Origin of the sequence: Niallia sp. FSL K6-0212, from assembly GCF_038007605.1 — a bacterium.
Lineage (GTDB): Bacteria > Bacillota > Bacilli > Bacillales > Cytobacillaceae > Niallia > Niallia circulans.
Map to the genome: position 1 here is coordinate 725,881 of NZ_JBBOXL010000001.1, position 26,464 is coordinate 752,344.

Sequence of the window (26,464 nt, forward strand, 5' to 3'; positions counted from 1 at the left end):
AAATGTATTTATATAATTGTTTACTGCCTAATGTGAGAATTAATATACTTTTCTACTAATGACACTGTTTTTCTAATATCAAAATTATCTTTGAACTTGTGATAGCCATTTCTCGCAACATAATGATATTTTTCTTCATTTTTGTAAAGCAGCGCTATTTTTCCGGCTAATTGATTGTAATCTCCTGGTGAATATAAGATACCTGTGAAATCATCCTCAATTAACTCCAAAGGTCCTCCTATCCCAGCTGCAATAACTGGCTTTCTAGAAGCCATTCCTTCAATAATCACCCTGCCAAAAGGCTCTGCTCTAGTAGAAGCATGCACTAGGATATCGATATCTTTCAATAATTCCAAAACGTTTTCTCTATGACCTAGAAACTGAATATAATTACAATCCTTCGCTAATTCTATTAAATGATTCTTGTACTGAAGTTCTTCTTCTTTCGCAAACAATACATCTCCAATTATCAAAAATTTGATCTCGGGATACTTTGGGTGCAAAAGCCTTGCTGCTTTAATGAACACGTCTTGCCCTTTCCATCTAGCTATCTGACCCACAATAGCAACTTTAAATTCCCTCACGACTTCTAACCTCCTCTAATGGAAGGATTCCGTTATAGACAATTTTTGTCTTCTCTGTTTTTCCAAATTGACTGGATACAGACTTTGAAATACATATAATTTCGTCCGCAAACTTTGACAGCAAAACAAATAATTTCTTATTTATTCCACCATCCATAATATCCCTTACATGCCAGATAACCTTTTTAAATGCCAGCTTCCCAACAACAAGACCAATAAAATGAGCTTTCATCGAATTAGAATAAACAATCTTTGCCTTACTCTTATACATGAAAGAAAAAAGCCTAACCATTGGGATAAATAATGAGAATATGGACAAGAACCTTAATATACTTTTTTCATCTCTGTTATACTTCAATACTTTAGCGGAAAATGGAATGACAGCAACCTCCACACCAGAAATTTCCGAGACCTTTTCCACAAGTGGACCGTCCTCAAAGCATACTAATGTGGGCTGGAATCTTTCTTTGTTGATATAGGTCAATATATCAATTAAACTTCTTTCTCCCCCTCCAATTATTGCCGTGTGTACTAGGAACAGTACTTTAATCTTTCCAACTTGCTTCACTGGCTCCCCTCCTTTTTGCCATTTTTATGCATAAAAAAAAGCAGTTCTTGACTACTTCAAAGTTAACTTTCTATAAATTTGCTAATTTAGGAAAAAGAGAAGGATAGCTGTTTATTTCTTTCCTTATTCTCTGTACATCCGCATCCACCATTATTTTTACCAGCTGCTCTAACTCTGTCTTTGCTCGCCAATTTAACTTTCTTTTCGCTTTTGATGAATCTCCCAAAAGGACATCTACTTCTGCGGGACGGTAGTAGTGTGGGTCAATCACTACATAGTCTTGATAATGTAAATCCAGATAGCTAAAGGCGATTTCACAAAGTCTGCGTACAGTTGTTGTTCTGCCAGAAGATATAACGTAATCATCTCCTGATTCTTGTTGAAGCATCAGCCACATTGCTTCTACATAATCTGCTGCATAGCCCCAATCTCTTTTGGCTTCTATATTGCCCAGCCTCAATTCCTTTTGTATCCCAATCTTTATTCTTGCCGCAGCATCTGTGATTTTTCTGCTGACGAATTCAATTCCCCTCAATGGAGACTCATGATTGAAAAGAATGCCACAAGAAGTATGCATTTTATAGCTTTCTCGATAATTAATTGTCATCCAGTGTGCGTATAATTTAGCCGCTCCATAAGGGCTCCTAGGGTGAAATGGTGTTTTTTCTGTTTGAATCTCCTCCTGCACTAATCCAAACATTTCACTTGTTGATGCTTGATAGAATCTTATCCCTGGATTCGTTAACCTTATAGCCTCCAGAATATTCACTGTTCCTATACCTGTAATATTGCCTGTTAATACTGGCTGTTCCCAAGAGGTTCCAACAAAACTTTGCGCTGCTAAATTATATACTTCATCCGGTTTGGCTAACTGTAATGCTCTTATCAAAGAAGACAGGTCTGTCATATCTCCGTCAACTAATACCACTTCTTCCTTAATTTGCAGATACTCTAGTCTCCATAACGTATCTGTACTCCTTCTGGCTAGTAACCCAAACACTTTATATCCTTTATTTAATAGCAATTGTGCTAAATAAGCTCCATCTTGACCAGTTATCCCAGTAATCAGTGCAGATTTCAATCATCTCGCCATCCTTTTTAGTTATAAATGTTAATAGTTTTTCTATTCATACTATTATCAAAAACAGTAGATACTGCATCGACTACTTTATCCCAAGTGTAATTTTCCATTACAAACTTTCTACAATGCTCACGATTGGGAAGTTTCAATTGTCCAGATAAAATATCTTCTAACTTACTTGCTATTGCTTGATCAGAACTGTCTCTAAACAATAATTGTTCATCTAATTTTTGCAAGATTTCCTTTGTCCCTCCATAAGGAGTCCCTAATACTGGTGTTCCACATGCTAAAGATTCCACTGTCACCAATCCGAATCCCTCTAATGTGATTGTTGGTACAATACTAAGATCAGCGATTTGATACCAGTTTAAAAGTTCATCGTTTGTAATTTTCCCCAGCAAATAGACATTATTTTCAAGCCTTAAATTTCTAATTAACGATTCTAATTCTTGTCTTAAGTAACCCTGACCAGCTATGTATAGCTTTGTATGGGGATACTCTGTAACTACTTTCCCCATTGCTTTCACAAGATTGTCTATCCCCATTCTTCTCACTAGCCTTCTTGCACAAAACAATACTTTATCAGTAATGTCTATACCTTTTCTCCTTCTTATTTCCTCCCTGTCCTCTGCTGGTTGGAAATATTCTGTATTTACTGCTCCAGGAATAATATTAATTTTACTTTCATCTATCCCATAGTCTTCCATTAATATATTTTTAAAATATTCACTTAGAACAATAAAGGAATCAGAGCGTCTATATGTTATTTTCTCTAAACTTTTTTTACTTTTATTCTTAACATTCATTATTAGGTTTCGGGTAGTTTCTACAGTCGACTCCTGAGCCCATGGACCATGAAAATGTGTCACTATTGGTATATGTTCAGGAATTAAATTCTGATTCACAAGTGAAAAATATAGAGCAAAATGTGGGTTAATTATATCTGGCTGAAAGGTGGAAATTAAGTTTTTGATAGAATTGCGAAATAGATTAGCGCGACTAATCACATGAGCGGAAGAAACCCCTTTTGAAGTGTCAATCATATAGTCAGGGATATCAAGCTCTGCTCCATTGCCTGTTATTAACCCTCGCACCTCATGACCGTTGATTTGCATAGCTTTTAGATAATCAGAGAAGTATCGATTTAATCCGCCTGGGGTCGATTCAATCCAACCCATACCTGTTGATAGAACTTTCATTTTTTACCCCCATTTTATTCATTAACTATTTATACAGCTAGTTCTTTATATATATTTAATGTTTCTTCACATACTCTATTTACACTAAGTTTTTCTAAGTCTTTCTTTGCTTCTAACTTAAGCCTTGTAAGTTCCCTTGTATCGGAAAATAACAAATCTATTTTTTCAGCCAATTCGATTATGTCTCCAGGTTTGATTAAAATCCCAGACTCGTTATTTAATACTTCTGGAATTCCATCTACATTTGAGGCTATAATCGCACATCCTGCTTCTCTTGCTTCAAAGAGTACTAAGGGACATGATTCTCTATATGAAAAGAGCACAAATATATCAGCCGATAACAAATATTTTTGGGGCTCAGGTTCAAATCCAATAAAATGTATTCTATTACTATTAATTGAATTAGAAGCAATCTCCTCAAAAAAAGGTCTATCGGGGCCATCTCCTACAAGATATAGATTCGCATCAGTATGTTTACTTCCAACTATTTCAAATGCCTTAATTAGTTCCGTTATTCCTTTTCTTTTATTCATACCAGCTACAGTTACAATTGATCGCCCATCTAAGGATATAGGCATGTAATCCTCTAGTTTTTTTGTACGTGGACTATTTAATGTCCCATTTAAAACAGTACGAACCTTATTTGGGGATATTTTTTTCTTATTTCTTAGGATTTCACTTACTGAATTACTCACAGCAATAACTCTATCTCCTACCCCCATAATCATAGATTGTTTATCGAATATATTATGTACTGTAGTTACAAGTTTGTATGAATGCTTAATTTTTAATATTTTTGCTAGAAGTGCTCCTGTTACCATTTGCGCATGTACTATATCCGGGTTAAACTCCTTCATTATCTTATTAAAATCTGATAAAGTTCTAATAGAATGCAAGCCTCTTTTTTCTTGCTTCAATTGATAATGTGGTATTCCATATTGTTCTAGAAGTTTAGTGAATTCTCCACCAGACGAAGCAACCGCTACGTCCTCTCCCATTTGCTTTTGACTACAGACAAGATCAATAGTTGCGTTTACTATCCCATTACCAGTATTACGCACATGATTTAACACATGGATAATTCTCATTTTTATCACACTCTCACTCTATTTTCATTCAGGTTCAACATTTCTGTTACATACTTTTTAGAAACTTTGCTCCAGCTATTTTCTTCTGCAATTAATCTACCATTAACTCCAAATTCGTTTAATAATTTTTCATTGAAGATAAATTTGTTTATTGCGTCGGCAAGTTCATTTTCATCATTCGGATCTTCCAGTACAATTCCAGCAGGATATTCTTTGGACTCCAGCAAAGTTGAAACTCCCGCTTCTTTAGTCGTGATAACTGCTGTACCTGTCGCCATTGCCTCCAGTACTACTAAGGAAAATGGATCATACCTGGTTGGAAAGACGAAAAGATCTACTTGACTCATTAAGGTGGCAATGTCATTTCTGTATCCTAAAAAAATAACACGTTCTTTTAACCCCATTTTCCCTGCAACTTCTGGATAGATACTCCCTTCCTTACTTCCTGCTACCAACAAATATATATCTGGAACCATCAGCATTGCCTTTAGAACAGTGTCTAAATTTTTTCGATTAGATTTTATATCTCCCGCAAATAACATTGTCCTTTTATAGTAATTATTATGAAGGAATAGTGGCTTTCCTTCTCTATTAGGAGTAAACTCATCAATATCAACGCCGTTATTTATTACAACTATTTTAGATTCCGGCATCCCTATCTTCAAAAGTTCCTGTTTTACTTTATTTGATACTGCCACTATTTTTTTGGTAGATCGGAGAGAGATTTTTTCTAACTTAGAATTAATAAAACTATATAAAAACTGATAGAATGTTTTCATCGTTTTCTTTTCTCTAAAAGGATGATACATAGAATCAACCCATGAAGAATGAACAAAATGAACAATATTCATATCACTTTTTACCCATGTAATAAATCCATTTAAAATAAGAAAATCAGGATTAATCTTTTTTATCATGAATGTGCTTAATAGGGCAAATTGCTGATATTTTAATAGATTGGTAGGCAAAATGCTAGCTCTGACTCTATGCCAAGTTATATTATTATTTTCCAGAAGGGATTCATCAATTTCAGTAGAGACAATTACTACTGATAGACCATACTCTAATGCGGTCTTCACTATTTCATAATTTACCCTTCCCTGTCCATCTCCTTTAATTAACTTATGTGTGACAATGCATATTTTCATGCAGCATTACCTTCTTTTATTTTTAAGATTTTTTCATATATACTTGCGGCTAATTTTTGATGTCCTATAATGTTAGGATGGAAGTGATCTTCAAAAAAGTCTGACCATGGACTCAAAATTTCAGATCCTCTAATATGAGCTAATCTAGTATCACCTTTACATATGTTAATAATTTCATTTTCATATTCTTCTAATTTCCCTTGAGAATAGGGATAATACTTTTCATCCACCCCCATTTGGGTTACAAATATAATATTACTTTGTGTTTGAGTTAAAATAGAGGAAGTAAATAAGTTAACTTCGTTTACAAAATCTGACTTAGAGACGATACTTTCTCCACCAGACTTTAAAATAATAAATCTTTTTAATCTCCATCTAAAACCTGATTCCAATTTCTCTAGTACTCTCTTCCTCCATTTTTTTGAGTAAAATGGCCTTGGATCCATCCATCCCGGTTTTCTATATCTTCTTGGTAATAGCTTTAAATATTTCGGATTAGGTCTTATCATAGCTTCTGTAATTCCGTGGCCAAAGATAACAAAATCTGGTTTTACATTAATTATTTCTTCTAAATTATCTCTATTTGTTTCCATTATTGGTTTAGCACTTGCAGTATAATCAAACAGTTCTACATTAATTCCTAGCCTATCTACTATTCGTGTTTGTAGTATATCTTTATATGATTTACCAGCAACTCCTAATCCATTGGCAATGGAATCACCGACAATAGCTACCTTCATCATTTATCCCCCATATTATTATCTACTAATATTTTCTCTATCTTCTCTCATGAACGACATAGATATCATAAACCATATTAAAAAGCCCCCAATTCCCGGCATACTATTTAAACCTAATAGACTTATAAGTAATGCAATTATCATTGCTATTCCCAGCTGATAATAGCTTTGGTGACTAGGAATTATAACTAACTTTCTTCTCAGCATCTGGAACAATAAAAATAATCCTGTAAAAAATAAAGCTCCCCCAACCCAACCAAATGTAAAAAAGACATTCAGTATACCATTATCAAAGTTTCCATTCTCTCCTAAACTACCATTATTTCCTAATTTAGTACTTACTCCACTTGATCCAAAACCATTACCAAGTGGATTCTTAAGTATCTTTTTTGACATTTCAATTGTAAAATTTAGTCGTGCATTAAATGATGTATCTTCCTCTAAATTAGCCAAAGTAGAAAGGCGCTCATTTATTTGGGCTGCTCCTGGTATCAAATTAACTATATTGATTAGTATTATTACAACGATAGCAATCAAACTTAAGTACTTAATTTTTTTCCATATGCTTCTAGAAAAAAATATATAAACGATTATTGCTACAATCGCAAAAATCCAGGAAGACCTTATTAGAGAAATGGCTAAGGCAGATAGAACAATAAAAACTCCAACCCATCCAAATAATCCCCGCCACCTTTTTTCCAAAATCATTGGTACTATTGCGATTGATAAAAACAAAGCAAAAGGTCCCGGCGAATTCAATGTAGAGAATATTCTAAAATTCATTGGTTCAGCTATACCAATAGAATTCATTTCTACATTTTCCATCCAAAGTTTATCCCATTCTGGTAAATAAAAATATTGGATCCACCCATAAATTGAAATAAATACCGCTATTGTAGATAAGGAGGAAAGCCATAAATCTCTAAATTTCATTTCATGCTTACTTAATGAAGCACTATAAACAAACACAAAAAACGGAATTACGTAATTAGCCATTTCATATAATGCTGAACCCCTATTATTAATTATTCCAATAGCAAAAGCATAAATAAAGGCTCCTACAAAACAGTAAATTATCTTTTTTTGCTCATTATCATAAGTTAATTTTTTATGCATGAGGGAAAATATTATAGTAGCAGTTAGTAGTAATGGAGCAATACTTAATAAAGAAATAGACTGGTATTCCCCTAATATCCAGTCACTTACTCTTCTAATACCAGGCATACTGCTCCAGATAATGAGCAAATAGATGATAAACAATCTAGATCTAAAATAGGATAAGAACATTCCAAATACAGCCATTGCTAGTATTAGTATTATTTGTGTTAATAAGATAACGCTAAATCTGGGAGTTACAATTCCCACCCCTACGGTTAAAACTATTAATATAGCTAATAAACAATAAAACTGTTTTATTGTTTTATTCGGATAGCCAATTACTCTATTCAAATTATTCGCACCTTCAATCACTTAGATATTGCAGTCACTTCCCTTTTTATCCTTACTCTAGTGGAAACATTTATAATAAACTTTTCAATACTATTCTTTTTCATAAATAACCTAATCATTTGTAACAATCCAGGCTTCTCTGATGTCCCAATAACAAGACACCATAATATAAAAGTTAGTTTTCTAATTTTAGTTTCCATAAAATCAGTCATGATAATTGTTTCATTGTAAACTGAATGGTAATACGCTTCCTTATTAAACCTTCCTCTCTGATCGAGATCAAATCGCGGAGCTGGATAATGATCTACTGCTGCTTCCGGGTCATATACCAGCCTCCATCCGCGCTTTCTTACACTTAAACTAAATGCCATATCATTATGTACTTGTGCTCCCTGCCCTAATAATCTTTCATCAAAAGTTAATCCAGCAATGGCCTTTCGACGATAGCTCATGTTTGCTCCTTTTAATACATCTACATCACGAGCTTCTCCATATCCTAAATGGTGATTGCCAATGACACGACCAAACCATTGTACTTTTCCAACAGGATCTTTCCTTCCGTCTTCTTTATAGTTGCCGTGAACTACCCAGTCACGCCCGCCGACTCCGCCAATTTGGTCGGAGCTCTTAAATATGTCGATTATCTTTTGAAGCCAATGAGTATGCGGCACTGTATCATCATCTAATATACAAATGAATTCTCCTGCGGCCTGCTGCAGCCCTTCGTTTAATGCGGCAACTTGACCTGGTCGAGTTACGATTGCTTGTTTAATAGAAATAATAGATTGATAGTCTTTTAGAAAGCTTGCAGTTTGGTCATCTGTATCACGAACTATAACTATTACTTCATCCGGTTTATAAAGTTGTCTGCTTAATCCCTCCAAACACCTTTTTAAATCATCTGTCCGCTTATAGGTCGGAATAATTACCGACGTTTCCATACCTTCATCCCTCCACTCAAAAGGCGTCCTTTGATCCAAATAGGACAAAAAATGTTTTAATGATTAACTTAAAATCAATAAATAGGTTTCTTTCTCTTATATATTTAAGATCAAGCTCTACCCATTCACTAAAACTAAGATTGCTTCTTCCACCAACTTGCCAATAGCAGGTGATGCCTGGAACTATCTTTAATCTTTGTCTTTCATATGATGAATAGGCAGCTACTTCTTGTGGAAGGGAAGGCCTTGGTCCTACTAAACTCATTTCTCCTTTTATAACATTTATTAATTGTGGAAGTTCATCGATACTAGTCTTGCGGATAAATTTTCCGACTCTTGTTACTCTTGGATCGTCCTTTATTTTAAACACAGGACCCGTTGCCTCATTTTTATCCATTAACGAGGCTTTAAGGTCTTCTGCATTGGATACCATAGAACGGAACTTATACATCTCAAAGGGTTTACCATCTTTTCCAATTCTCGTCTGTTTAAAAAAGACTGATCCCCGTTTGTCCTCGAGCTTTATTAATAATCCAATAATGAAGAATAATACCGAAAGTATAAGCAGCCCTATGATGGCACAGAGAATGTCGAAAACTCTTTTGAAAAGAAGATAAGCTTTCTGCTCTTTGATCAGCAATTCTTCGGTCCTTGCATTTAATTCTCTTACTAATGATTTTTCTCCTAACGACAACTACTTTCACCAGCTTTCTTGTTAACTGCTAATTAATATGTTCGAGTTACAATAAATATTATTTATCTATTAACAATGATAATAATATTTATTTCTCTTTTTAAAAAAACTTAACGAAGAAAACGAACTGGTTTCCTTCGTTAAATTTTTTTAAAATGAGGCATTTAACCTCTCCTCACATCACACTTTTGCAGACTAGCGCTAAGGTAGAGCCTTCATTCTACCCACAGCATGACCGAGTGCCTCTATTGATATTGGTTAAGAGACATCACCAAAAAATTCATTTCAAAAAACAACTTATTCTTAATAAAGAACGACTCATTAAAAATATATAGCCTGAGAAAGGCCTGTATTCTAAAAGAACATAAAAATACTATATTTATATTAAAACTAATTTGTTCTTTTTGAAGAACAATTAACTAATCGTCATTATAGCAATGTATCCACTAGAAGGAAATAGCATTTTTTGTCGAATAACGTTTATTTTTAAAAAAATACGTAAGTTAGCAGGTTTCGATTCAGCTCTAGTTTATTCTCACTTTTTTGCGCTGCCTTTTACTCACACGCTCATCATTAAGCACTGCACCTAAAAAAATCGCTTTGGAATTCGAAAGCATATCTCGTGTAAATTCAACTGTTTCTATATTGTTTTTATTGCTGCGTACTACCATTAATACCCCGTCTGATATATTCGATAGTAATAAAGAATCAGCGACAGATACTAGTGATGGCGTATCAAATATAACCATATCGTACTGATGGGATACGTTACTTACTAACATCTCCATTGCAGGTGAACCGAGTAGTTCTGATGGATTAGGAGGTACAGGTCCACTAGTTAGCAGGTCAAGATGGTCAATAGGTGTTTCTATTACACATTCTTCTAGCCTGTCCCTGTTTACTAGTATAGTGCTTAAACCAAATTCATTATTTTCTTCAAATGATGTGTGTAATGTTGGATGACGAAAATTGGAGTCAACAAGAAGAACTCTTTTTCCTACCTCTGCAAAAGCTATTGCTAAATTAGCAGAAAAGGTAGATTTTCCTTCTGATTCTTCTCCTGATACAATTGCTAAGGTTTTAATCTGATTTTCATTAATAGCTAACTGAATGCTAGCACGTATTGCATGGTATTGTTCTCTAATTGGCGATTTGGGTTTTAGATGGGATAATAGATTACTTACCCTTTCTAATTTAGATTTCCGTTTCGGTAGTGGTGACATTTAACGATCTCCTTTCAGCTTTTAAGGATTCCATAAGTGATTGAGGGATTCTGTCTTTTTCAGAAATAGCAGATAGCGTTCCTACTACTTTTATATTTAATTTTTCTAAATCTGATTTTGATCTTACGGTCGTATCTAAAAAGGCAAATAATAAGACTAATCCCACTCCCATAATGGCTCCTAAAGCAACCGCGATTCCTATATTAACAGTTATACTAGGGCTGATCGGCTTTTCATTTACTATTGCTTCATTCATTATTTGCACATTATTAACCTTCATTAAGGATGGCAGTTTTTCTAAAAAAGTAGTAATAGTAGTATTGGTAATTTTTGCAGCTCGTTCTGGATTAGTGTCTGTAGTTGTTACATTTAAAACTTGTGTAGAATCTTGTTTAGCAACTTGGATTTGACTACTTAATTGCTCTGCCGTTATTGGTAATTGGAGCTTTTCAACCACATCATTTAAGATGACTGGATTTCTGATAATGACAATATATGTATCGATTAAATCCATATTGGATCTTACATCCAGTTCACTGACATCAACGACTTTTTCAATATTCTTATTAACCAAAAGCTGTGAGCTGCTTTGATAGAGCGGCGTTATTTTATAATTAGTATATAAGCCGCTTACAATGCCAGCTCCAATGGATACTATCATGATAAGTAACATTCTTTTTTTCAAAATAGCTAAAATCTCTTTAACCGACTTTATTCCTTCCAATTGCTTACCTCCTAATATCGTACTTAATATAAGTTCATCCTTCGTTTTATCGTTCTCTATAAAGAACTTATGTCTATTATACATCTTTTCTATTTCCTTGCGATAGGAATTTTTAACGATTTTTTTATTTTTTCACTTTCTTAATAATATCTTGTCAATACTCCCTCCAAATGTAAATGCTCACTATTTTTTCTGTATTTGATTTCATTTTATAGTTATAATTGGAATTTACTAGAGACAGTGATAATTATCCGTTTATTTTAAAGTTTTTCAAATTTTAACTTCCCAGAATGGAAAAATGAAGAGATTAGTCAGCTATATTGTTGACTATCGTTAAAACAGCAAAAAAGATACCCCTATTATACTAGTTCTTATATCCTATAAACATCATCAATTGGTAACATATACCAAGATAATAGGATAAAAATAGTGCTTTGGACCACCGAAATTATGATAGAATAGTAGTGTTATACAGATTTCTCTGTAAAAAAATAAGAAGGGTTTTGGTGATGAGGAAAAGAGTATTTTTGTTAGTTGCTGTATTGGTATTTAGTTTGGTGTTTCCTTCTAACTTAAGTATCGGACATGCTATGGAAAAGGCTGATACGAATGAGTTGGATATTAGCTCTAGCTATTATTTTATTTACTATAATGGCGAAAAGCAGGAAATCAACCTGAATGAGGAAGTTGTTTTACACTTAAATGGCTGGACAAATGAAAAGCAAGAAGCTGTTGAAGGTTATCTAACTGACTCATTAGGTGATCACGAAGTATTTTCAATGAATGTCGGAGAAGAACGAGAGCAGCTCCCGCTTTCTGAGGAAAAAAGTATACTTTATCGAATCGTTCCATCTGATTCTTACAAAGCAGAACAGGTCGAACCGGTTACTTTCACAGATCAGGTTACAGTCATAGCACAAAATGATAACGGTACATCGATTGAAGAAGTGAAGACCGTGGATGAATATGGGACGGTTGTTCGCAAGCAAGGGTTAACTTATTATTCAATAGGTGAAAATCAACAAAAAACGTTGATTTCGAAAGAAGAATATGATGCATTAAATCTTGTAACAGACCCCTCTTCTTCTGAAAAAGTAGAAGAACCTTCCACTCCTAGTGAGGAAGTTCCGGAAGTAACACAAGATGATGAAATGGTGCAACCAGAGAAAGATCAGGATGCTTCCCTCGAAAATGAGGAAACTTCTAAAAGCACAACTACAGAAGAAAGTCCTTCTGTAATGCCGAAAGCAAAAGCCTCTCGTGCAATGATACAATCTGCTGTATTAAATCCTTCTATTAATTATGCAAGCTTTGTTGATGGAAAATGGCAATCTCCTGTTAAAGACGGTATATTATCTGGAACTAGCGGGCAATCGAAACAATTAGAAGCAATGAAAATTTACCTTGCCAATGCAAATTACGCTGGCAGCGTTACCTACAAAACCCATGTACAAGGCTATGGCTGGATGACAAGCAAGACCGATGGAGCAGAAAGTGGTGCGCCTGGTGAAGGAAAGCGTATGGAAGCAGTCCAAATAGCTTTAACTGGGGATATGGCAAAGCACTATGACATCTATTATCGGCTTCATGTTCAAACATTTGGCTGGCTAGGCTGGGCAAAGAATGGTGCATCTGCTGGTACGGAAGGGCTTTCCAAACGAGTAGAAGCAATGGAAATCAAACTAGTAGCAAAAGGTGCGCAGGCGCCTGGCTCAACTGATAACTCCTTTATTACAAAACCATCTGTTACATATGCAACACATGTTCAGACAATCGGCTGGCAGGATGCGGTTGCGGATGGAGAAATGAGCGGAACTTCTGGACAGTCCAATCGACTAGAAGGAATTAAAATTGATTTAAAGAATAAACCATACAGTGGAAGTATCGAGTATTCCACACATGTTCAAAGTATCGGCTGGCAAAACGCTGTGTCGAATGGTGCACTTTCTGGTACGTCAGGACAGAGTAAACGTCTCGAAGGTATTCGCATTAATTTAACAGGCGATATGGCCAAACATTATGACGTCTATTACCGTGTTCATGCACAAACTTACGGCTGGCTTGGCTGGGCGAAGAACGGTGCATCTGCTGGTACAGAAGGTCTTGCGAAGCGTTTAGAAGGAATTGAAATTATCCTTGTAAATAAAGGTGCACAGGCGCCTGGTTCGACAAGTACTTCCTTTGTGAAAAAGCCTTCTGTGTCCTATAGTACCCATGTACAAGGCAAAGGCTGGATTTCTTCTGTGAAAGACGGTGCTTCAAGCGGTACCACTGGACAAGCAAAACGTTTAGAAGCTATTAAGATCGAATTAAACAATGCTTCTTTCCAAGGAGATATTGTTTATTCCACACATATCCAAGGTACAGGCTGGGTAACAAATTCTTCTAATGGAGAAATTTCCGGTACTGTTGGAAAGAGCAAACGATTGGAAGCAATCAAAATCAGTTTAACTAGTGATATGGAGAAATATTTCGATGTTTACTACCGTGTCCATGCACAAAACTATGGCTGGCTTGGCTGGGCGAAAAATGGAATGAAGGCTGGATCGGAAGGATTATCGAAACGATTAGAGTCTATCGAAATTAAAATTGTTCCTAAAGGAACTGGCTCTGCTGTTAGTGCAGCTAGTGCATTTAAACAAGCGAAAGCCGTTTTCCTAGATCCTGGCCATGGCGGGTCAGACCCTGGGGCAGTAGCAGGCGGTTATACCGAAGCGAACTTAAACTTAGCAGTAGCTAAGAAGGTAGAGAAGCTGCTGAAAAGCCGTGGCTATATCGTCTATATGTCCCGTACAAATGACACGTATGTTTCCTTACTAGATCGTTCGAAAAAAGCAAATGCTTTAAATCCAGATATCTTTGTGAGTATTCATCATAACTCAACAGGCACTGGTTCAACTACGGTATCTGGAATGGAATCTATTTTCTATAAATACAACCCAGCTTACCCTTCTCAAATCAATAGCAAAAACCACAATGATCCAAACAGGATTATGAAAAGTACCTTGCTGGCTGATTTGCTACAGAAGAATATGGTTGGTGCAACAGGTGCCAATAACCGTGGTATCTACGGTGAAACACTTGCAGTTCTACGTGAAACGGCTGTACCTGCTACGTTACTAGAGTTAGGATTTATCAATAATCCAACGGAACGTCAAAAGCTTGTATCAAGCAGCTATCAGGATAAAACAGCAAAAGCCATCGCCGATGGAATTGAAGAGTATTTTAAAAGATTTTAGTGATAGTTAAAAAAGGATCAGCATGATTACTGATCCTTTTTTCTATATTAAGGAATTCATATTACAATTTATTTACTGTTCTCTTCGTATTCTTTGGTTCCTCCCCTCCTATGCTATAATGTTCCTCGAGGTGATTTTAGATGAGTGATTTTCATTGGTCCCAAATGGAGCGATTTATCGCTGCCTTTCAACGTTTTAACTGGATTGATTTAGGTATCGCCTTGTTAATCTTTCTTGTCTTTTTAGGATTTCGAAAGCTTTTTACCGCCTATATATACAAGTTAGTATTAGCAATGGTAAAGAAACTGCCGGTAGATATTGTTTCGAAAATATTGCTAGCATTTGAAAAACCGCTACGATGGTTCTGGGTGATTCTCGGTACATACTTGGCACTTACTTATTTGCCATTCCCGATTACTACCTTTAACTTTGTACAGCTGCTATATAAGTCGTTTATTATTGGATTGATCGGCTGGGGAATCTTTAATTATTTTTCCGATCAGTCGAATCCGTTCGAACGAATGATTTCTCGAACCAAATTAGATTCAGATAGTATGCTGATTCCTTTCTTAGGAAGAGTATTCCGTATGCTTGTCGTCATTTTTACGGCTGTCAGCATTCTAGATGTTTGGGAAATTCAAATTGGTGCCTTTGTTGCCGGTCTCGGAGTTGCAGGTCTTGCCTTCTCCTTAGCTGCACAGGACACGGTCGCCAACTTCTTCGGCGGTGTCGTAATTATCACGGAAAAACCATTTTCAAAAGGTGACTGGATTCAAACGCCTTCTGTAGAAGGAACCGTTGAGGATATTTCCTTCCGCAGTACGCAAATTCGCACATTTGCTGATACGATTGTAACCGTGCCAAACTCCAAACTTTCCAATGAAGCTATTACAAACTGGTCGAAGATGTCAAAACGACGAATAGACTATGAACTAGCTATTTCCTATCGTACGCCAAATGAAAAGCTAAAAACAGCTTTAAAAGAAATAGACGAAATGCTGCGTGCACATCCAGGTGTACATCCCGATGCGATAATGGTTCGTTTTACCGATTTCCGTGATTATTCATTAGGTATCTTTGTCTACTTTTTCACGAAGACAACTATTTGGGCTGAATACCTAGCAGTGAAAGAAGACACAAATTTACAAATACTTAGTATCTTAGAGAAACACGGAATTGAAATTGCCTTGCCTAGTCAGCAGATTTACTTGCCAGAGAAAGAGGATGGGAAAAAATTGATGACTGGGGAATAAATGTTGAAGCACAGCTTTAAGTGTATTTTGCACTTAGGGTTGTCTTTTTTATGAGGAGTATAAATGGAAGAACTTATCAAGCACAAAAACAACATAATTCCTCTTGCTTTTACAAATAATACCTTCTAACTAGGGGGTGTCACAATGATGTGGAATAGCGCTAAAAAAATCATCTGGCTGTTATTTGCGAGCACGATTTTATCCAGTCTATTTAGTGCGGCAATGATTGTCATAAGCATGAAAATGTATAAGGATATATTATTTTTAAGAAGAAGATTAAGTAATACAGGTGACAATGGGATTAGATTTCAAAAGTATCGACAGCCCTAATCTTAAAATCCCTTTTACTTTTTAGAGGACACACCGTAAAAAACGTCTAGAAAAGCATAGCCATCTTTTCAGACGTTTCATGGTGAATCAATGGATTTCGTTATTCAACATCCCGCAAACGAAAAAGACCCTAAAAACATTAAAATATAGGCTAATAAACCTCCGCCTATAAAAAACACTATCACTGGTATATAATGAAACAACAAATAGACGGCGATAATTCCGACTGGCATGACCATCGTTTGGAAAGGGCGTCAAAGGAAAGAATATGGCGTGTTTGACATATTGAACTAGCGAAAAATCATAATGGTCATATACAGGGAAAATATATTATATAATAAGACCACACAAAACCAAAACAGGAAGGATAAAAATATCATACTAATAAATCCATAACCAGGATTCACTAATAGCAGCTATCGTGGTACAAGACCGAAATGCTGATAGGATCGATAAGAAAACAGGAACAGGGCGTAAAAAAGGCAGAAGACTAGTTCCGTTGACTGGAAATAGGCAAGCAAATGGCATGTGATGAACGAGTCAAACAATGGTTCTTTATACCTGTCAAAAATCAAACCACACCACTGTAGAAATGTTAAGATGTGCTTGGCTAATTATTAGACGTATATTTATTGCTTCCAGGAAGTTTTTTGATATTGTTCCAAGCTTCAATTGCTTCCTCACGACTCTTCTCTTGATTATTAATGTCAGCAAAAAAATCACGAATAAATTGATTGTATTCGAATTGAGGAGCGATTATTTTCTTGTATGATGGGTCCTTCTTTCGTTCTTCTTCTTTATACCAAGCATCTACTGCATCCCGATATGTTTTTCCAATGTTATTTTTAAAATAATTTTGGATATACGTAGAAAAATGAAAATTAGGAATAACTGTCTTGAAGAAGGCTCTTACATTTTGACTACAACGATGATTTTCCGAAATGATTGTATCAAGACTTAAATCGCCCGGTATCTCTGACTTACTATTTAACTTTGACTTTCTAATCGGCTTCTTTATCTCTCCTGTTCGAAGAAATGTTTCAATTCTATCGGAAATCTCTATTTTTGATCCCGATGCACTTATTCCATTTTCCCTGCAAAAAGATTGTAATTCCTCTTTTAACCAATAAAAATCTTTAAAACTATCTATACTAATATCTTTTGTAAGATTTGGTCTCATATTTTACACCTCCCTATTCATATTATAGAACATTTGTTCTAATTAATCAAAGTTAATCAGAAACAAAAGTAACAAGATTTACCAAAATCCATAAGGAAAAAGGATTCTTTCTTACCAAGCATCGATTTTTACAATTTATTTATAATTCCCACCATCTTTTCTTGTGTTTCCTTTAACCGTTCTGTTATTCCCATATTGGCTGATTCATCATCAGAATAAAAAGTTGAAAATGACTGATTTTCATACCTTGGCACAATATGCATATGATAATGGGTAAGTTCGTTAAAGACGCCCCCATTTTGGCATATCGTTATTCCATCTGGATGATATAGTTCTTTTATAACTTTTGAAAGGAGGATGGATGCCTCCATTATTGACTTGGACGTTGATTCATCCAGTTCCTCTACCTCATAAAAATGCTTCTTTGGCAAGATTAATGTATGCCCTTCATTAAATGGAAGATGATCCAAAAAACAACAAACATAATCGTCCTCATATACAACGTAAACTGGTTCGTTTTTATTCGCTAATTTACAGCCTATACAATCCATAACCGTTCTCCTATTCTATCTTTCTATGTAATAACTGCTTTACTTCTGAAGCAACTTGTTCATAATCTTTTTCATCTATGGCATTTTCGAAATGAAACCATTGTTTGCTAGCATCATTTAAGTCTTCATTCAGCCGATATCGTTCATTTACATCATGTGCCGTTACCTTTTTTGGTGAGATATGTTCTCCCCAGCTCGTTGTTATTCCCTCTGCCGGACAAAATGCTAATTCCACAACAAATGATCCACCATAACGATTAAATTGGAACGTAATTAAATCAATATGATTCTCCTTTTGTCTTCTAAAATGTGGAAATGTCCCCTTAAAACCATGCTCTCTTAAGTAGGAAACGACAGTAATCTTTAAAGCTTTAATCATAGCTAGACGATTATTTGTACTTATGATGAACACCTCCCAATTTTTCACACTCCTACTCTTAGGTTAATCATTTGGATATTCTCTGTAAATAGTGTAAAAATTATTATTACTCTGACGAAAAATTACAGACCCCATTGACTCTACCCTTAGAGGAGAGTTTACACTTAATCTTTGTAGATACTTCTTAAGGAGACGAACATTATGCTTAGACAGAATATTACTCTTTCTATCTTACTTATAAATTTATTCATTGCCTTTCTCGGTATTGGTCTGGTTATTCCTGTAACTCCAACGATTATGAATGAGCTTCATCTTTCTGGAGCGATTGTTGGTTACATGGTGGCAGCTTTTGCGATTGCCCAGCTTGTTGTTTCTCCTATAGCTGGTCGCTGGGCCGATCAATTTGGAAGAAAGCGCATGATTGTCATTGGACTACTTATCTTTGGTGCGTCTGAATTATTATTTGGAATCGGTAAAACTGTCAGCATCCTTTTTCTTTCTCGTGTGCTTGGCGGGATTAGTGCGGCGTTTATTATGCCTGCTGTTACGGCTTTTATTGCCGATATTACTACAATGGAAGCTAGACCGAAAGCACTTGGCTATATGTCTGCTGCTATTTCCACTGGATTTATCATTGGCCCAGGAATTGGCGGATTTTTAGCAGAAATTGGGACGCGTATGCCTTTTTATTTTGCCGGAATCTTAGGCTTTACAGCTGCGATTCTTTCCTTTTTCGCCTTAAGGGAGCCTGAGCGACAGACAGAGGAAAATCAAGCAATTGCAGAAAAGGTGGGCTGGCAGCGAATTTTCGTGCCTATCTATTTTATTTCTTTTCTTATTATCTTTATTTCATCCTTTGGTTTATCTTCCTTTGAATCACTATTTTCACTTTTCGTCGATCATAAGTTTGGATTTACGCCAAAGGATATTGCAATTATCATTACAGGTGGGGCGACAGTTGGAGTCATTGCGCAAGTAGCCTTATTTGAAAAATTGACAAAGTGGATGGGCGAAATTCTGTTAATTCGATATAGCCTGCTTTTTTCCACTATACTAGTCTTGCTTTTAACAATTGTGCATTCTTACTCTCTCATTCTCCTTGTTACGATTATTGTTTTCGTTGGCTTTGATTTAATGCGGCCAGCCGTGACGACCTATCTTTCTAGAATCGCGGGAGACGAACAAGGCTTTGTCGGCGGGATGAATTCCATGTTCACAAGTATTGGCAATGTATTTGGCCCGATTATTGGAGGAATATTATTCGATATTGATTTAAATTATCCTTTCTACTTCGCAGCTGTCTTTTTAGCGATCGGTATCGCCTTGACTCTTATTTGGAGACAAAAATCGTTAGCTAAATCTTAGAATGGATGGAGTTGATTAAGATGGAAGAGAAACTTTACTCCATTGGAGAAGTCGCTAAAGTGGCGAATATTACCATTAAAGCACTTCGCCATTATGATAAAATCGGCTTATTTAAACCTGCTTATGTCGATCCCAAAACGAATTATCGCTATTATCGGGATACACAATTATATCGGCTTGATATTATTAAATTGCTTATTTCAATCGGCACACCTCTTGGGCAGATTAAAGAAATCCAAGAAACAGATAACTTGGATTTCGTCGCTTTCTTGAAAAAACAAGAAGAGCTGATATCCGAAAAAATCGCTTCCTTACTGGAGACACAACAGTCTATTCGAGAGCTCCGCGAAGAATTGCAAAGACAAGAATATCCGTTTGGAGAAATCGTCCTAATGGAAAAGGAAGATCAAGCCATTATCCAAACAAGCGTTAAAAATATTGGGCCACAGAACATTCTTAATCCTTCCTATAGCAACCTAAAAAAAGCAACAAAGGAAGAATTTCGCAACAATGGCTATGGCTCCATTATTCCATTCAAACAATATGAAAAAGTGGAAGAGATTACTTATAGCTATCTTTATACACCAGTCCCTTTACGAAAACAGCTATCCAGCCTTTCCAATGAAGCAGAGCGAGCAGTTATTCCGAAGGGGACATATGTATGTATCAAATTAAAATCCAACATATTTACAGAGTACTTTCAAACCTTGCAAAAGCTCCTTCACTATGTACAGGAACAAAACTTAACCGTGACCAGTGACATTTACGAAACATTCTCGGTGGGGCTTTATCATAAGAAAGAAGAGTATATTAGCGAGTTTAGTGTGCGGGTCACTGAGTGTGGAAGCAGGGGAATAATGGATGATAAAATGAAAGGGTAGAAGTAAAGCGTTTGGGTAGAACTTTACGCTATTAGGCGAAAGTATATTCTTGTCAATAACCATAAAGGAGATACTCAAATAATTTGCCTCATTTCTGCGATTGTTCCTAAGGCTTAATTTTGATGCATAGTCTCACATTTAAAGAATAACGATAACATTTCGTAAACCATGATCTGATTTCATTTTGGACAACCTTAAGTCTTACGTGACTGTTTTGTTCATAAGGAGGAATTGTTCCGCAATTGCAGAATAATGTATCTGAAGGGTTTATAATTCCCCTATCGAGAGGAGAGAAGAGATGCGTGAAACTTATTTAGAAACTGGATTAGAAGGAATTGCCTATTGTTGTCTTCCAGTGGCTGATATTTTTCAGACTGCGGAATGGTATGTGAAACATTTTGGTTTTGAAGTGAAGTTTCCTCGGGAAGATCGGTTAAGTCTATGGAATAACGGGAGACCTATTCTTGACTTATTGAAGAAAGACACTGATACAACTGCTACATTTACCCTTAACGGTAAACCTCATTGGATTATCACCTTTAGAACAAAGAAAATCCATGCACTATACAATAAGCTTAAAGCCGAGGGCGTTTCTGTAAGACCTTCTATTACGGATGAGGGGGAATGGGGCAAATTCTTCACGTTCAAAGACCCTGACGGAAATTTTTTTGATGTATGGGAGCACCCGGATTGTCCTATGTAGAGATTTAGGATTAGCGAAAAGAAAGATGTATTTTACTAAAGAAGTTTATGTATTTTGAAAATGACGCTAGAAAAGTCAATGTCTAAATAAACAAAATAGGCTGCATAAATCCAACATAAAAAAGTCAGGTCCCAGACCCGACTTTTTTATGTGCATTTCTTTTCCTTTGGCAAAAATAATACTTCGAAATCTTCTAAATCATCGATACCGTCTGCTTCCATTTTCTTACCGACAGCGGCTACTAATAATCTCATTCCTTCTTCGACTTTTGCTTGCTCACTTGGCTGCAAATTGTCTAAGACGGCTCCCATTATTTGTTGAATGGGCTTTGGGGATTTTTCTTCGATTTTCTTTAGCATTCTTTCTGTTAGCATAATCTGAACGGATCGTTTGTCTTTCGGATTCGGTTTCTTTATCAGAATGCCCTTTTCTGTCAGTCGTTCTACAATATCCGAAACGGTACTTTGTGTGATGCGCAGATTTTGGGTAAGCTCCTTCACACTTATTTTTTTATGAAGGAAAACTTCTAGGATGACACGCGCTTGAGGAGCAGTTAGTCCATGCTCCTCTGCGTGCCTTTGGAGGCTCTTCATAATAAATCGATTCAAAAAATCAATCGATTCCCAAATGTATGTCGGCCTATCTAACATTTTTTACCTCCTTTCTATAAGAAGCTGGAAGAAAAACTCGCAACATTCTAGCGAGTTTTTCTATGAAAATCTTTTTATTACGATGCTTCTTCAAACTGGCTATTATAAAGCTCAGAGTAAAATCCATTTTTCGCGATTAATTCTTTATGTGTTCCGGCTTCAATAATATCGCCGTCTTTCATGACAAGTATTAAATCGGCATTTTTAATTGTAGAAAGTCTATGGGCGATCACAAAGGAAGTTTTTCCTTCTGTCAGCTTATCCATTGCTGTTTGGATCAGTAATTCCGTACGGGTATCCACGGAGCTAGTCGCTTCATCTAGGATAAGTAATGGCGCCATTTTTACCATGGCACGTGCGATGGTGATAAGCTGTTTTTGACCTGCTGATAAACTTGTTTTGTCATCCAAGATAGTATCATAGCCGTTTGGCAATGTTTTGATAAAATGATGCAAGCCAACTGCTTTGCAGGCAGCTTCTACTTCTTCATCCGATACTCCTTCTCTTGAATAGACGATATTGTCGCGGATAGAACCTTCAAATATCCATGTATCTTGCAGCACCATACAGAAAAGATCATGCAGGGCCTCTCTTGTCATTTGGTTGGTTGGAATCCCGTCAATCGTTATCTCGCCGCCATTTATTTCATAGAAGCGCATGAGCAAATTAATTAATGTTGTTTTTCCAGCGCCAGTCGGGCCTACGATTGCGACCTTCTGACCAGCGGCTACTTGTACGGAAAAGTCTTCAATAATCGTTTTATCTTCGCTGTAGCCAAAACGGACATGCTTAAATTCCACATCGCCTTTGATATTTGCCAATTTTGCTGTTTTCTCCTCTTCTGCTGCTAGTTCTTCCTCGGACAAGAACTCAAAAACACGCCCACTTGCTGCTGCTGTGGACTGCAGATTTGTCGCTGCTTGCGCAATTTGTTGCAGCGGCTGTGTGAATAAGCGAATATACAGCATAAAGGCAACAATAACACCAAATGAAATATGGCCATTTACGGCAAGAGCCGCCCCGACAATACATACAACCACATAACCAAAGTTTCCAATAAACATCATTAACGGCATCATCAGCCCTGACATAAATTGCGATTTCCACGCACTCTCATATAGTCGTGTATTGATAGCAAAAAAATCGTCCTTCGCCTGCTGTTCAGCATTATAAGCTTTCACGACATTATGGCCAGAATAGATTTCTTCAATATGACCATTTAGTTTTCCAAGCTCTTGCTGCTGTTGAGCAAAGTATTTCTGTGATTTCGAAATAATAAAGAACATAAACGCAAAACCAATAAAGGTGGAAAGAATCGCTGCAATAGCCATAATCCAGTTTGTATAGAACATCATGATTAAGGAACCGACGAACATCGTAATAGCCGTAATTAAGCTGCTAATACTTTGGTTCATCGTCTGTCCAACCATATCGACATCATTTGTAACCCGGCTAAGGACATCACCATTTGTTGTATTATCAAAATATTTTAAAGGCAGACGGTTAATTTTTACCGAAATGTCTCTTCTTAATTGTTTCGAAATTCTCTGGGTAACAGTTGCCATAATATAGCCTTGCACATAGTTAAAAATAAAACCTAAACCATATAGGAAAACCAGCAGAATCGCTACATCATATACAGCATCTAGATCAATTTCTCCCATCAGTCCTGCTGTAATATAATCCGTCATTTTGCTTAGCTGATCGGGACCGATAATGCTAAAGATTGCCGCTGTCATCGCAAGAATTAAAGCAAAGATGATAATCGGAAAATAAGCCTTACAGTAAATGACCAGCTGCTTTAAACTGGAAAAATTCATCCCTTTTGCACGCGGAGGAATCGATTTTGCTGGTTGGTTCCCCAACTCCTCATTTTGGGTTGGATTTTTCGCTTCTTTTACTTCGTTTTTCTTAGCCAATTTCGAGTTCCTCCTTTGATAATTGTGATAAGGCAATTTCTTGATAAACATCGCAAGTTACCATCAACTCGTCATGTGTACCCATTCCAACCACTTCGCCTTTATCTAATACCAGAATGCGGTCAGCATCCTTAATTGTTCCAATTCGCTGTGCCACAATAATATTAGTGGCATCATTGATCTCTTCTTTCAGTTTAGAGCGGAGGACACGATCTGTTTTATAGTCCAACGCGGAAAAAGAATCATCAAATAAATAGACTTCTGGATCTTTATAAATGGCACGAGCAATCGATAATCTTTGTTTCTGTCCACCAGAAAGATTGGTTCCACCTTGTGAAATCGCGGCCTCATATTGCTGATCCATTTTTTCAATAAAGTCTTTTCCTTGCGCAATTTCCACTGCTCGTTGGATATTTGTCTGTTCCACTGAATCCTTATCTTCCTCTCCAAACATAATGTTGGAAGACACAGAGCCACTGAACATAACTGCTTTTTGCGATACATATCCAATTTTGTCTCGTAATGCTTCTAGCTTATAATCCTTCACATTTAGACCATCTACCAAAATTTCGCCCTCGGTTGCTTCCATAAAGCGAGGTATCAAGTTCAACAGAGTACTTTTTCCGCTCCCAGTTGAACCAATAATCGCGACTGTCTCTCCTTTGGAAGCAGTAAAGCTAATATTTCGGAGGATATAATCACTCGCACCAGGGTATTTAAAGCTGACATCGCGAAATTCAATCTCTCCTACCTTGTCTCCATCTGTTTTCGAACCACTCTTAATTTTCACATCGGTATTCAGCACTTCGTTTATTCTCTTAATCGAAACTGCCGCACGAGGAAGAAGAACAAATGTAATGGAAACCATCATAAACGCCATTATAATTTGCATCGCATAGGAAGAAAAGACAACCATGTCTGAGAATATCGGCAAGCGGTCTGCCATTGCCGCATTATTGATTAACACTGCTCCAATCCAATAGATGGCCAGCGTCATCCCCGACATTATCAGGGAAATCGTCGGCATCATCAGAGCCATGATCCGAGAAGTGAATAGATTAGTGTCCGTTAATTCCTTATTTGCTTTCTCAAATTTTTCCTCATGATAATTTGCTGCATTATAAGCATGAACAACACGGATTCCGTTTAAATGCTCTCTTGTTACCATGTTAAGATTATCCGTTAACTTCTGGATAACTTTGAATTTTGGAAGAGCAACTAACACAATCGTAGCAATCAGCACTAATAGCACCGCAATCGCCACGCCTGTAGCAGCAGTCCATTCCCAGCTTTTCCCGGTAATTTTTAAAATTCCCCACACGGCAATGATCGGTGCTTTAATAACAATTTGTAAGCTTAATATAATCAGCATTTGAACTTGCATAATATCATTTGTCGAACGAGTAATTAAGCTAGCTGTTGAAAAACCAGACAGCTCTTCCATTGAAAAAGATAATGTCTTATCAAAAACCTTTTTGCGCAGACGATTCGAAAAGCCCGCGGCTACTTTTGCGGCAAAGAAAACCGTGATAATCGAAGCAACCATACTTCCGATCGCACAAAGCATCATAAATCCGCCTTGAGCTAAAACGTCGCTTAACTCACTTCCCTCTGTCTGCACCAGCCTTGTAATTTCAGACATATAATCTGGCAGCTTTAAATCAAGCCATACTTGTAAAATAATAAAGACTAATGCACATGAAATGAACATCCAGTCCTTTTTTTGAAAGTTTTTAAAAATATTTATCATGAATCCATTCCTCCCCCTGCAGCCATACATCAAACTAGTCAAATACATCGCATCCGATATATCGTATGCGATTATATTATTGATTTTAAGGTTCGATGTCAAACAAAAGCTTTTACCAATTAAAAAACAGCCCTCAAATTCAAGGGCTGTCTGCTTATTTAATGATCTCTTGGACTCTGCTCTTAAAGCTATTGTATACATATGTCCAAATAGCTGGCTCCGTGCGATATCTTTTTTGCAGGCTTTCGTAAAACTCTTTTTGTTTTTCCGCAAATGCTGGGTCCTCTTTTGCAGGAAGCTTAGCGCGTCCTTCATTAACTATTTCTTGGACTTCTGGTGCACGCGGTCCCCATTTGCCAATTAACTCGCCTTGTTCATTTAAAATAAGCACCATAGGAATTGCTCTGCCGCCGTTTGTTAAATGGCGATCAATTAAATCTGTATCTGCATCTCGCAATGCCACATGCATTGGCAGATCCGCCGCTTCCACTATTTTGCGAAGAACAGGATTAATCACCATCGCATCGCCACACCAATCTTCCGTAATCGTTAGGAAATGCAACTTATGCTTTTTTAATTCTTCTATAAAACTATCTTGCGGCAAAGAGAAGTTGTCATATACTTCATAGCTTTCCTCTTTTAATGTACTCATGTTTTCCATATATGTTTGAATCGTTGTGCCTTCTTCAAAATATTGCTGCTCTGTCTTCATTAGGTACACGCTCCTTTTTTATGTAGACCTTCTCTATTATTTTACTATGTCTATGTGTTTCATACTATTTTGACGATTTGGGATAAATTGCTTTTTTTGATAGATGAATGCAT

The 26,464-nt window shown here is 36.4% G+C and carries 25 protein-coding genes; 6 read left to right on the top strand and 19 right to left on the bottom strand.

What is annotated here, in order from left to right; all coding sequences use genetic code 11:
* Nucleotides 1-20 precede the first annotated feature (20 nt).
* The 12 genes from MHH96_RS03235 to MHH96_RS03290 all read right to left on the bottom strand — a co-directional run bounded on the left by MHH96_RS03235 (nucleotide 21) and on the right by MHH96_RS03290 (nucleotide 11,523).
* On the bottom strand, nucleotides 21-584 hold the full coding sequence (locus MHH96_RS03235) for a glycosyltransferase (protein WP_095320477.1): 564 nt from the start codon (nucleotides 582-584) through the stop codon (nucleotides 21-23).
* A complete protein-coding gene (locus MHH96_RS03240) occupies nucleotides 571-1,152 on the bottom strand; it encodes a glycosyltransferase (RefSeq protein ID WP_341116670.1) in 582 nt (193 codons plus the stop codon). Before MHH96_RS03240 ends, MHH96_RS03235 begins: the two co-directional genes overlap by 14 nt.
* 70 nt (nucleotides 1,153-1,222) lie before the next feature.
* On the bottom strand, nucleotides 1,223-2,233 hold the full coding sequence (gene gmd, locus MHH96_RS03245) for a GDP-mannose 4,6-dehydratase (protein ID WP_095258150.1): 1,011 nt from the start codon (nucleotides 2,231-2,233) through the stop codon (nucleotides 1,223-1,225).
* Nucleotides 2,234-2,250: 17 nt separating this feature from the next.
* Entirely contained in the window at nucleotides 2,251-3,432 is a 1,182-nt protein-coding gene (locus MHH96_RS03250) for a glycosyltransferase (protein WP_144579575.1), read from the bottom strand.
* A 29-nt stretch (nucleotides 3,433-3,461) separates the two neighbouring features.
* Nucleotides 3,462-4,520, bottom strand: coding sequence for a glycosyltransferase family 4 protein (locus MHH96_RS03255; protein WP_251689499.1), 1,059 nt, complete (start codon nucleotides 4,518-4,520; stop codon nucleotides 3,462-3,464).
* A gap of 5 nt (nucleotides 4,521-4,525) precedes the next feature.
* Complete coding sequence (locus tag MHH96_RS03260; protein ID WP_061799528.1) at nucleotides 4,526-5,668, bottom strand: glycosyltransferase family 4 protein; 1,143 nt, start codon at nucleotides 5,666-5,668, stop codon at nucleotides 4,526-4,528.
* Nucleotides 5,665-6,411: an SGNH/GDSL hydrolase family protein gene (locus MHH96_RS03265; protein ID WP_341116673.1), complete on the bottom strand. Its 747-nt coding sequence runs from the start codon at nucleotides 6,409-6,411 to the stop codon at nucleotides 5,665-5,667. The genes MHH96_RS03260 and MHH96_RS03265 overlap by 4 nt, the downstream gene beginning before the upstream one ends.
* 15 nt (nucleotides 6,412-6,426) lie before the next feature.
* Entirely contained in the window at nucleotides 6,427-7,857 is a 1,431-nt protein-coding gene (locus tag MHH96_RS03270; RefSeq protein ID WP_341116674.1) for an O-antigen ligase family protein, read from the bottom strand.
* A gap of 17 nt (nucleotides 7,858-7,874) precedes the next feature.
* Nucleotides 7,875-8,798 (bottom strand): glycosyltransferase family 2 protein, encoded by a 924-nt coding sequence (locus MHH96_RS03275; RefSeq protein WP_336045203.1) that lies wholly within the window; start codon nucleotides 8,796-8,798, stop codon nucleotides 7,875-7,877.
* Nucleotides 8,799-8,814: 16 nt separating this feature from the next.
* Nucleotides 8,815-9,438, bottom strand: coding sequence for a sugar transferase (locus MHH96_RS03280; protein WP_268876241.1), 624 nt, complete (start codon nucleotides 9,436-9,438; stop codon nucleotides 8,815-8,817).
* Between the two features lie 578 nt (nucleotides 9,439-10,016).
* Nucleotides 10,017-10,715 carry a CpsD/CapB family tyrosine-protein kinase gene (locus tag MHH96_RS03285; protein ID WP_047942589.1) on the bottom strand — a complete coding sequence of 233 codons (699 nt, stop codon included), beginning with the start codon at nucleotides 10,713-10,715 and terminating at the stop codon, nucleotides 10,017-10,019.
* Nucleotides 10,687-11,523, bottom strand: coding sequence for a YveK family protein (locus MHH96_RS03290; protein ID WP_082138343.1), 837 nt, complete (start codon nucleotides 11,521-11,523; stop codon nucleotides 10,687-10,689). Before MHH96_RS03290 ends, MHH96_RS03285 begins: the two co-directional genes overlap by 29 nt.
* Nucleotides 11,524-11,948: 425 nt before the next feature.
* Here MHH96_RS03290 and MHH96_RS03295 point away from each other — a divergent pair, with 425 nt between their 5' ends.
* From MHH96_RS03295 to MHH96_RS03305, 3 genes are all read left to right on the top strand, one after another.
* Entirely contained in the window at nucleotides 11,949-14,678 is a 2,730-nt protein-coding gene (locus MHH96_RS03295; RefSeq protein WP_341116678.1) for an N-acetylmuramoyl-L-alanine amidase, read from the top strand.
* A 140-nt stretch (nucleotides 14,679-14,818) separates the two neighbouring features.
* Complete coding sequence (locus MHH96_RS03300) at nucleotides 14,819-15,931, top strand: mechanosensitive ion channel family protein (RefSeq protein ID WP_053215697.1); 1,113 nt, start codon at nucleotides 14,819-14,821, stop codon at nucleotides 15,929-15,931.
* A gap of 144 nt (nucleotides 15,932-16,075) precedes the next feature.
* The gene (locus MHH96_RS03305) at nucleotides 16,076-16,261 is read left to right on the top strand and encodes a hypothetical protein (RefSeq protein ID WP_047942592.1); all 186 of its coding nucleotides are present in this window, start codon (nucleotides 16,076-16,078) and stop codon (nucleotides 16,259-16,261) included.
* 610 nt (nucleotides 16,262-16,871) lie between these two features.
* On the opposite strand, the gene MHH96_RS03310 is transcribed toward MHH96_RS03305, so the two are convergent.
* From MHH96_RS03310 to MHH96_RS03320, 3 genes are all read right to left on the bottom strand, one after another.
* On the bottom strand, nucleotides 16,872-17,441 hold the full coding sequence (locus MHH96_RS03310) for a DUF6434 domain-containing protein (protein WP_047942593.1): 570 nt from the start codon (nucleotides 17,439-17,441) through the stop codon (nucleotides 16,872-16,874).
* 128 nt (nucleotides 17,442-17,569) lie between these two features.
* Entirely contained in the window at nucleotides 17,570-17,992 is a 423-nt protein-coding gene (locus MHH96_RS03315) for an HIT family protein (protein ID WP_047942594.1), read from the bottom strand.
* A gap of 10 nt (nucleotides 17,993-18,002) precedes the next feature.
* Complete coding sequence (locus tag MHH96_RS03320; RefSeq protein WP_341116679.1) at nucleotides 18,003-18,419, bottom strand: DUF4304 domain-containing protein; 417 nt, start codon at nucleotides 18,417-18,419, stop codon at nucleotides 18,003-18,005.
* Nucleotides 18,420-18,572: 153 nt separating this feature from the next.
* Here MHH96_RS03320 and MHH96_RS03325 point away from each other — a divergent pair, with 153 nt between their 5' ends.
* The 3 genes from MHH96_RS03325 to MHH96_RS03335 all read left to right on the top strand — a co-directional run bounded on the left by MHH96_RS03325 (nucleotide 18,573) and on the right by MHH96_RS03335 (nucleotide 21,320).
* Nucleotides 18,573-19,736: an MFS transporter gene (locus MHH96_RS03325; RefSeq protein WP_341116680.1), complete on the top strand. Its 1,164-nt coding sequence runs from the start codon at nucleotides 18,573-18,575 to the stop codon at nucleotides 19,734-19,736.
* 20 nt (nucleotides 19,737-19,756) lie between these two features.
* Nucleotides 19,757-20,617, top strand: a complete 861-nt coding sequence (locus MHH96_RS03330) for a MerR family transcriptional regulator (RefSeq protein WP_341116681.1) — start codon at nucleotides 19,757-19,759, stop codon at nucleotides 20,615-20,617.
* Nucleotides 20,618-20,915: 298 nt separating this feature from the next.
* Nucleotides 20,916-21,320, top strand: a complete 405-nt coding sequence (locus MHH96_RS03335) for a VOC family protein (protein ID WP_047942599.1) — start codon at nucleotides 20,916-20,918, stop codon at nucleotides 21,318-21,320.
* Nucleotides 21,321-21,466: 146 nt separating this feature from the next.
* Here MHH96_RS03335 and MHH96_RS03340 read toward each other — a convergent pair whose 3' ends face one another.
* The 4 genes from MHH96_RS03340 to MHH96_RS03355 all read right to left on the bottom strand — a co-directional run bounded on the left by MHH96_RS03340 (nucleotide 21,467) and on the right by MHH96_RS03355 (nucleotide 26,351).
* Nucleotides 21,467-21,970 (bottom strand): MarR family winged helix-turn-helix transcriptional regulator, encoded by a 504-nt coding sequence (locus tag MHH96_RS03340; protein ID WP_047942600.1) that lies wholly within the window; start codon nucleotides 21,968-21,970, stop codon nucleotides 21,467-21,469.
* A gap of 77 nt (nucleotides 21,971-22,047) precedes the next feature.
* Nucleotides 22,048-23,889 (bottom strand): ABC transporter ATP-binding protein, encoded by a 1,842-nt coding sequence (locus MHH96_RS03345; RefSeq protein ID WP_445668993.1) that lies wholly within the window; start codon nucleotides 23,887-23,889, stop codon nucleotides 22,048-22,050.
* Nucleotides 23,882-25,639, bottom strand: a complete 1,758-nt coding sequence (locus MHH96_RS03350; protein ID WP_047942601.1) for an ABC transporter ATP-binding protein — start codon at nucleotides 25,637-25,639, stop codon at nucleotides 23,882-23,884. The genes MHH96_RS03345 and MHH96_RS03350 overlap by 8 nt, the downstream gene beginning before the upstream one ends.
* A 154-nt stretch (nucleotides 25,640-25,793) precedes the next feature.
* A complete protein-coding gene (locus MHH96_RS03355) occupies nucleotides 25,794-26,351 on the bottom strand; it encodes a thioredoxin family protein (RefSeq protein WP_061799550.1) in 558 nt (185 codons plus the stop codon).
* Nucleotides 26,352-26,464 lie beyond the last annotated feature (113 nt).

Coding starts and splice junctions, on each gene's coding strand:
- MHH96_RS03250 (WP_144579575.1), bottom strand. CDS start 3,432: ATGAAAGTTCTATCAACAGGTATGGGTTGGATTGAATCGACCCCAGGC.
- MHH96_RS03255 (WP_251689499.1), bottom strand. CDS start 4,520: ATGAGAATTATCCATGTGTTAAATCATGTGCGTAATACTGGTAATGGG.
- MHH96_RS03260 (WP_061799528.1), bottom strand. CDS start 5,668: ATGAAAATATGCATTGTCACACATAAGTTAATTAAAGGAGATGGACAG.
- MHH96_RS03265 (WP_341116673.1), bottom strand. CDS start 6,411: ATGATGAAGGTAGCTATTGTCGGTGATTCCATTGCCAATGGATTAGGA.
- MHH96_RS03275 (WP_336045203.1), bottom strand. CDS start 8,798: ATGGAAACGTCGGTAATTATTCCGACCTATAAGCGGACAGATGATTTA.
- MHH96_RS03285 (WP_047942589.1), bottom strand. CDS start 10,715: ATGTCACCACTACCGAAACGGAAATCTAAATTAGAAAGGGTAAGTAAT.
- MHH96_RS03290 (WP_082138343.1), bottom strand. CDS start 11,523: ATGTATAATAGACATAAGTTCTTTATAGAGAACGATAAAACGAAGGAT.
- MHH96_RS03295 (WP_341116678.1), top strand. CDS start 11,949: ATGAGGAAAAGAGTATTTTTGTTAGTTGCTGTATTGGTATTTAGTTTG.
- MHH96_RS03300 (WP_053215697.1), top strand. CDS start 14,819: ATGAGTGATTTTCATTGGTCCCAAATGGAGCGATTTATCGCTGCCTTT.
- MHH96_RS03305 (WP_047942592.1), top strand. CDS start 16,076: ATGATGTGGAATAGCGCTAAAAAAATCATCTGGCTGTTATTTGCGAGC.
- MHH96_RS03310 (WP_047942593.1), bottom strand. CDS start 17,441: ATGAGACCAAATCTTACAAAAGATATTAGTATAGATAGTTTTAAAGAT.
- MHH96_RS03315 (WP_047942594.1), bottom strand. CDS start 17,992: ATGGATTGTATAGGCTGTAAATTAGCGAATAAAAACGAACCAGTTTAC.
- MHH96_RS03325 (WP_341116680.1), top strand. CDS start 18,573: ATGCTTAGACAGAATATTACTCTTTCTATCTTACTTATAAATTTATTC.
- MHH96_RS03330 (WP_341116681.1), top strand. CDS start 19,757: ATGGAAGAGAAACTTTACTCCATTGGAGAAGTCGCTAAAGTGGCGAAT.
- MHH96_RS03335 (WP_047942599.1), top strand. CDS start 20,916: ATGCGTGAAACTTATTTAGAAACTGGATTAGAAGGAATTGCCTATTGT.
- MHH96_RS03340 (WP_047942600.1), bottom strand. CDS start 21,970: ATGTTAGATAGGCCGACATACATTTGGGAATCGATTGATTTTTTGAAT.
- MHH96_RS03350 (WP_047942601.1), bottom strand. CDS start 25,639: ATGATAAATATTTTTAAAAACTTTCAAAAAAAGGACTGGATGTTCATT.
- MHH96_RS03355 (WP_061799550.1), bottom strand. CDS start 26,351: ATGAAGACAGAGCAGCAATATTTTGAAGAAGGCACAACGATTCAAACA.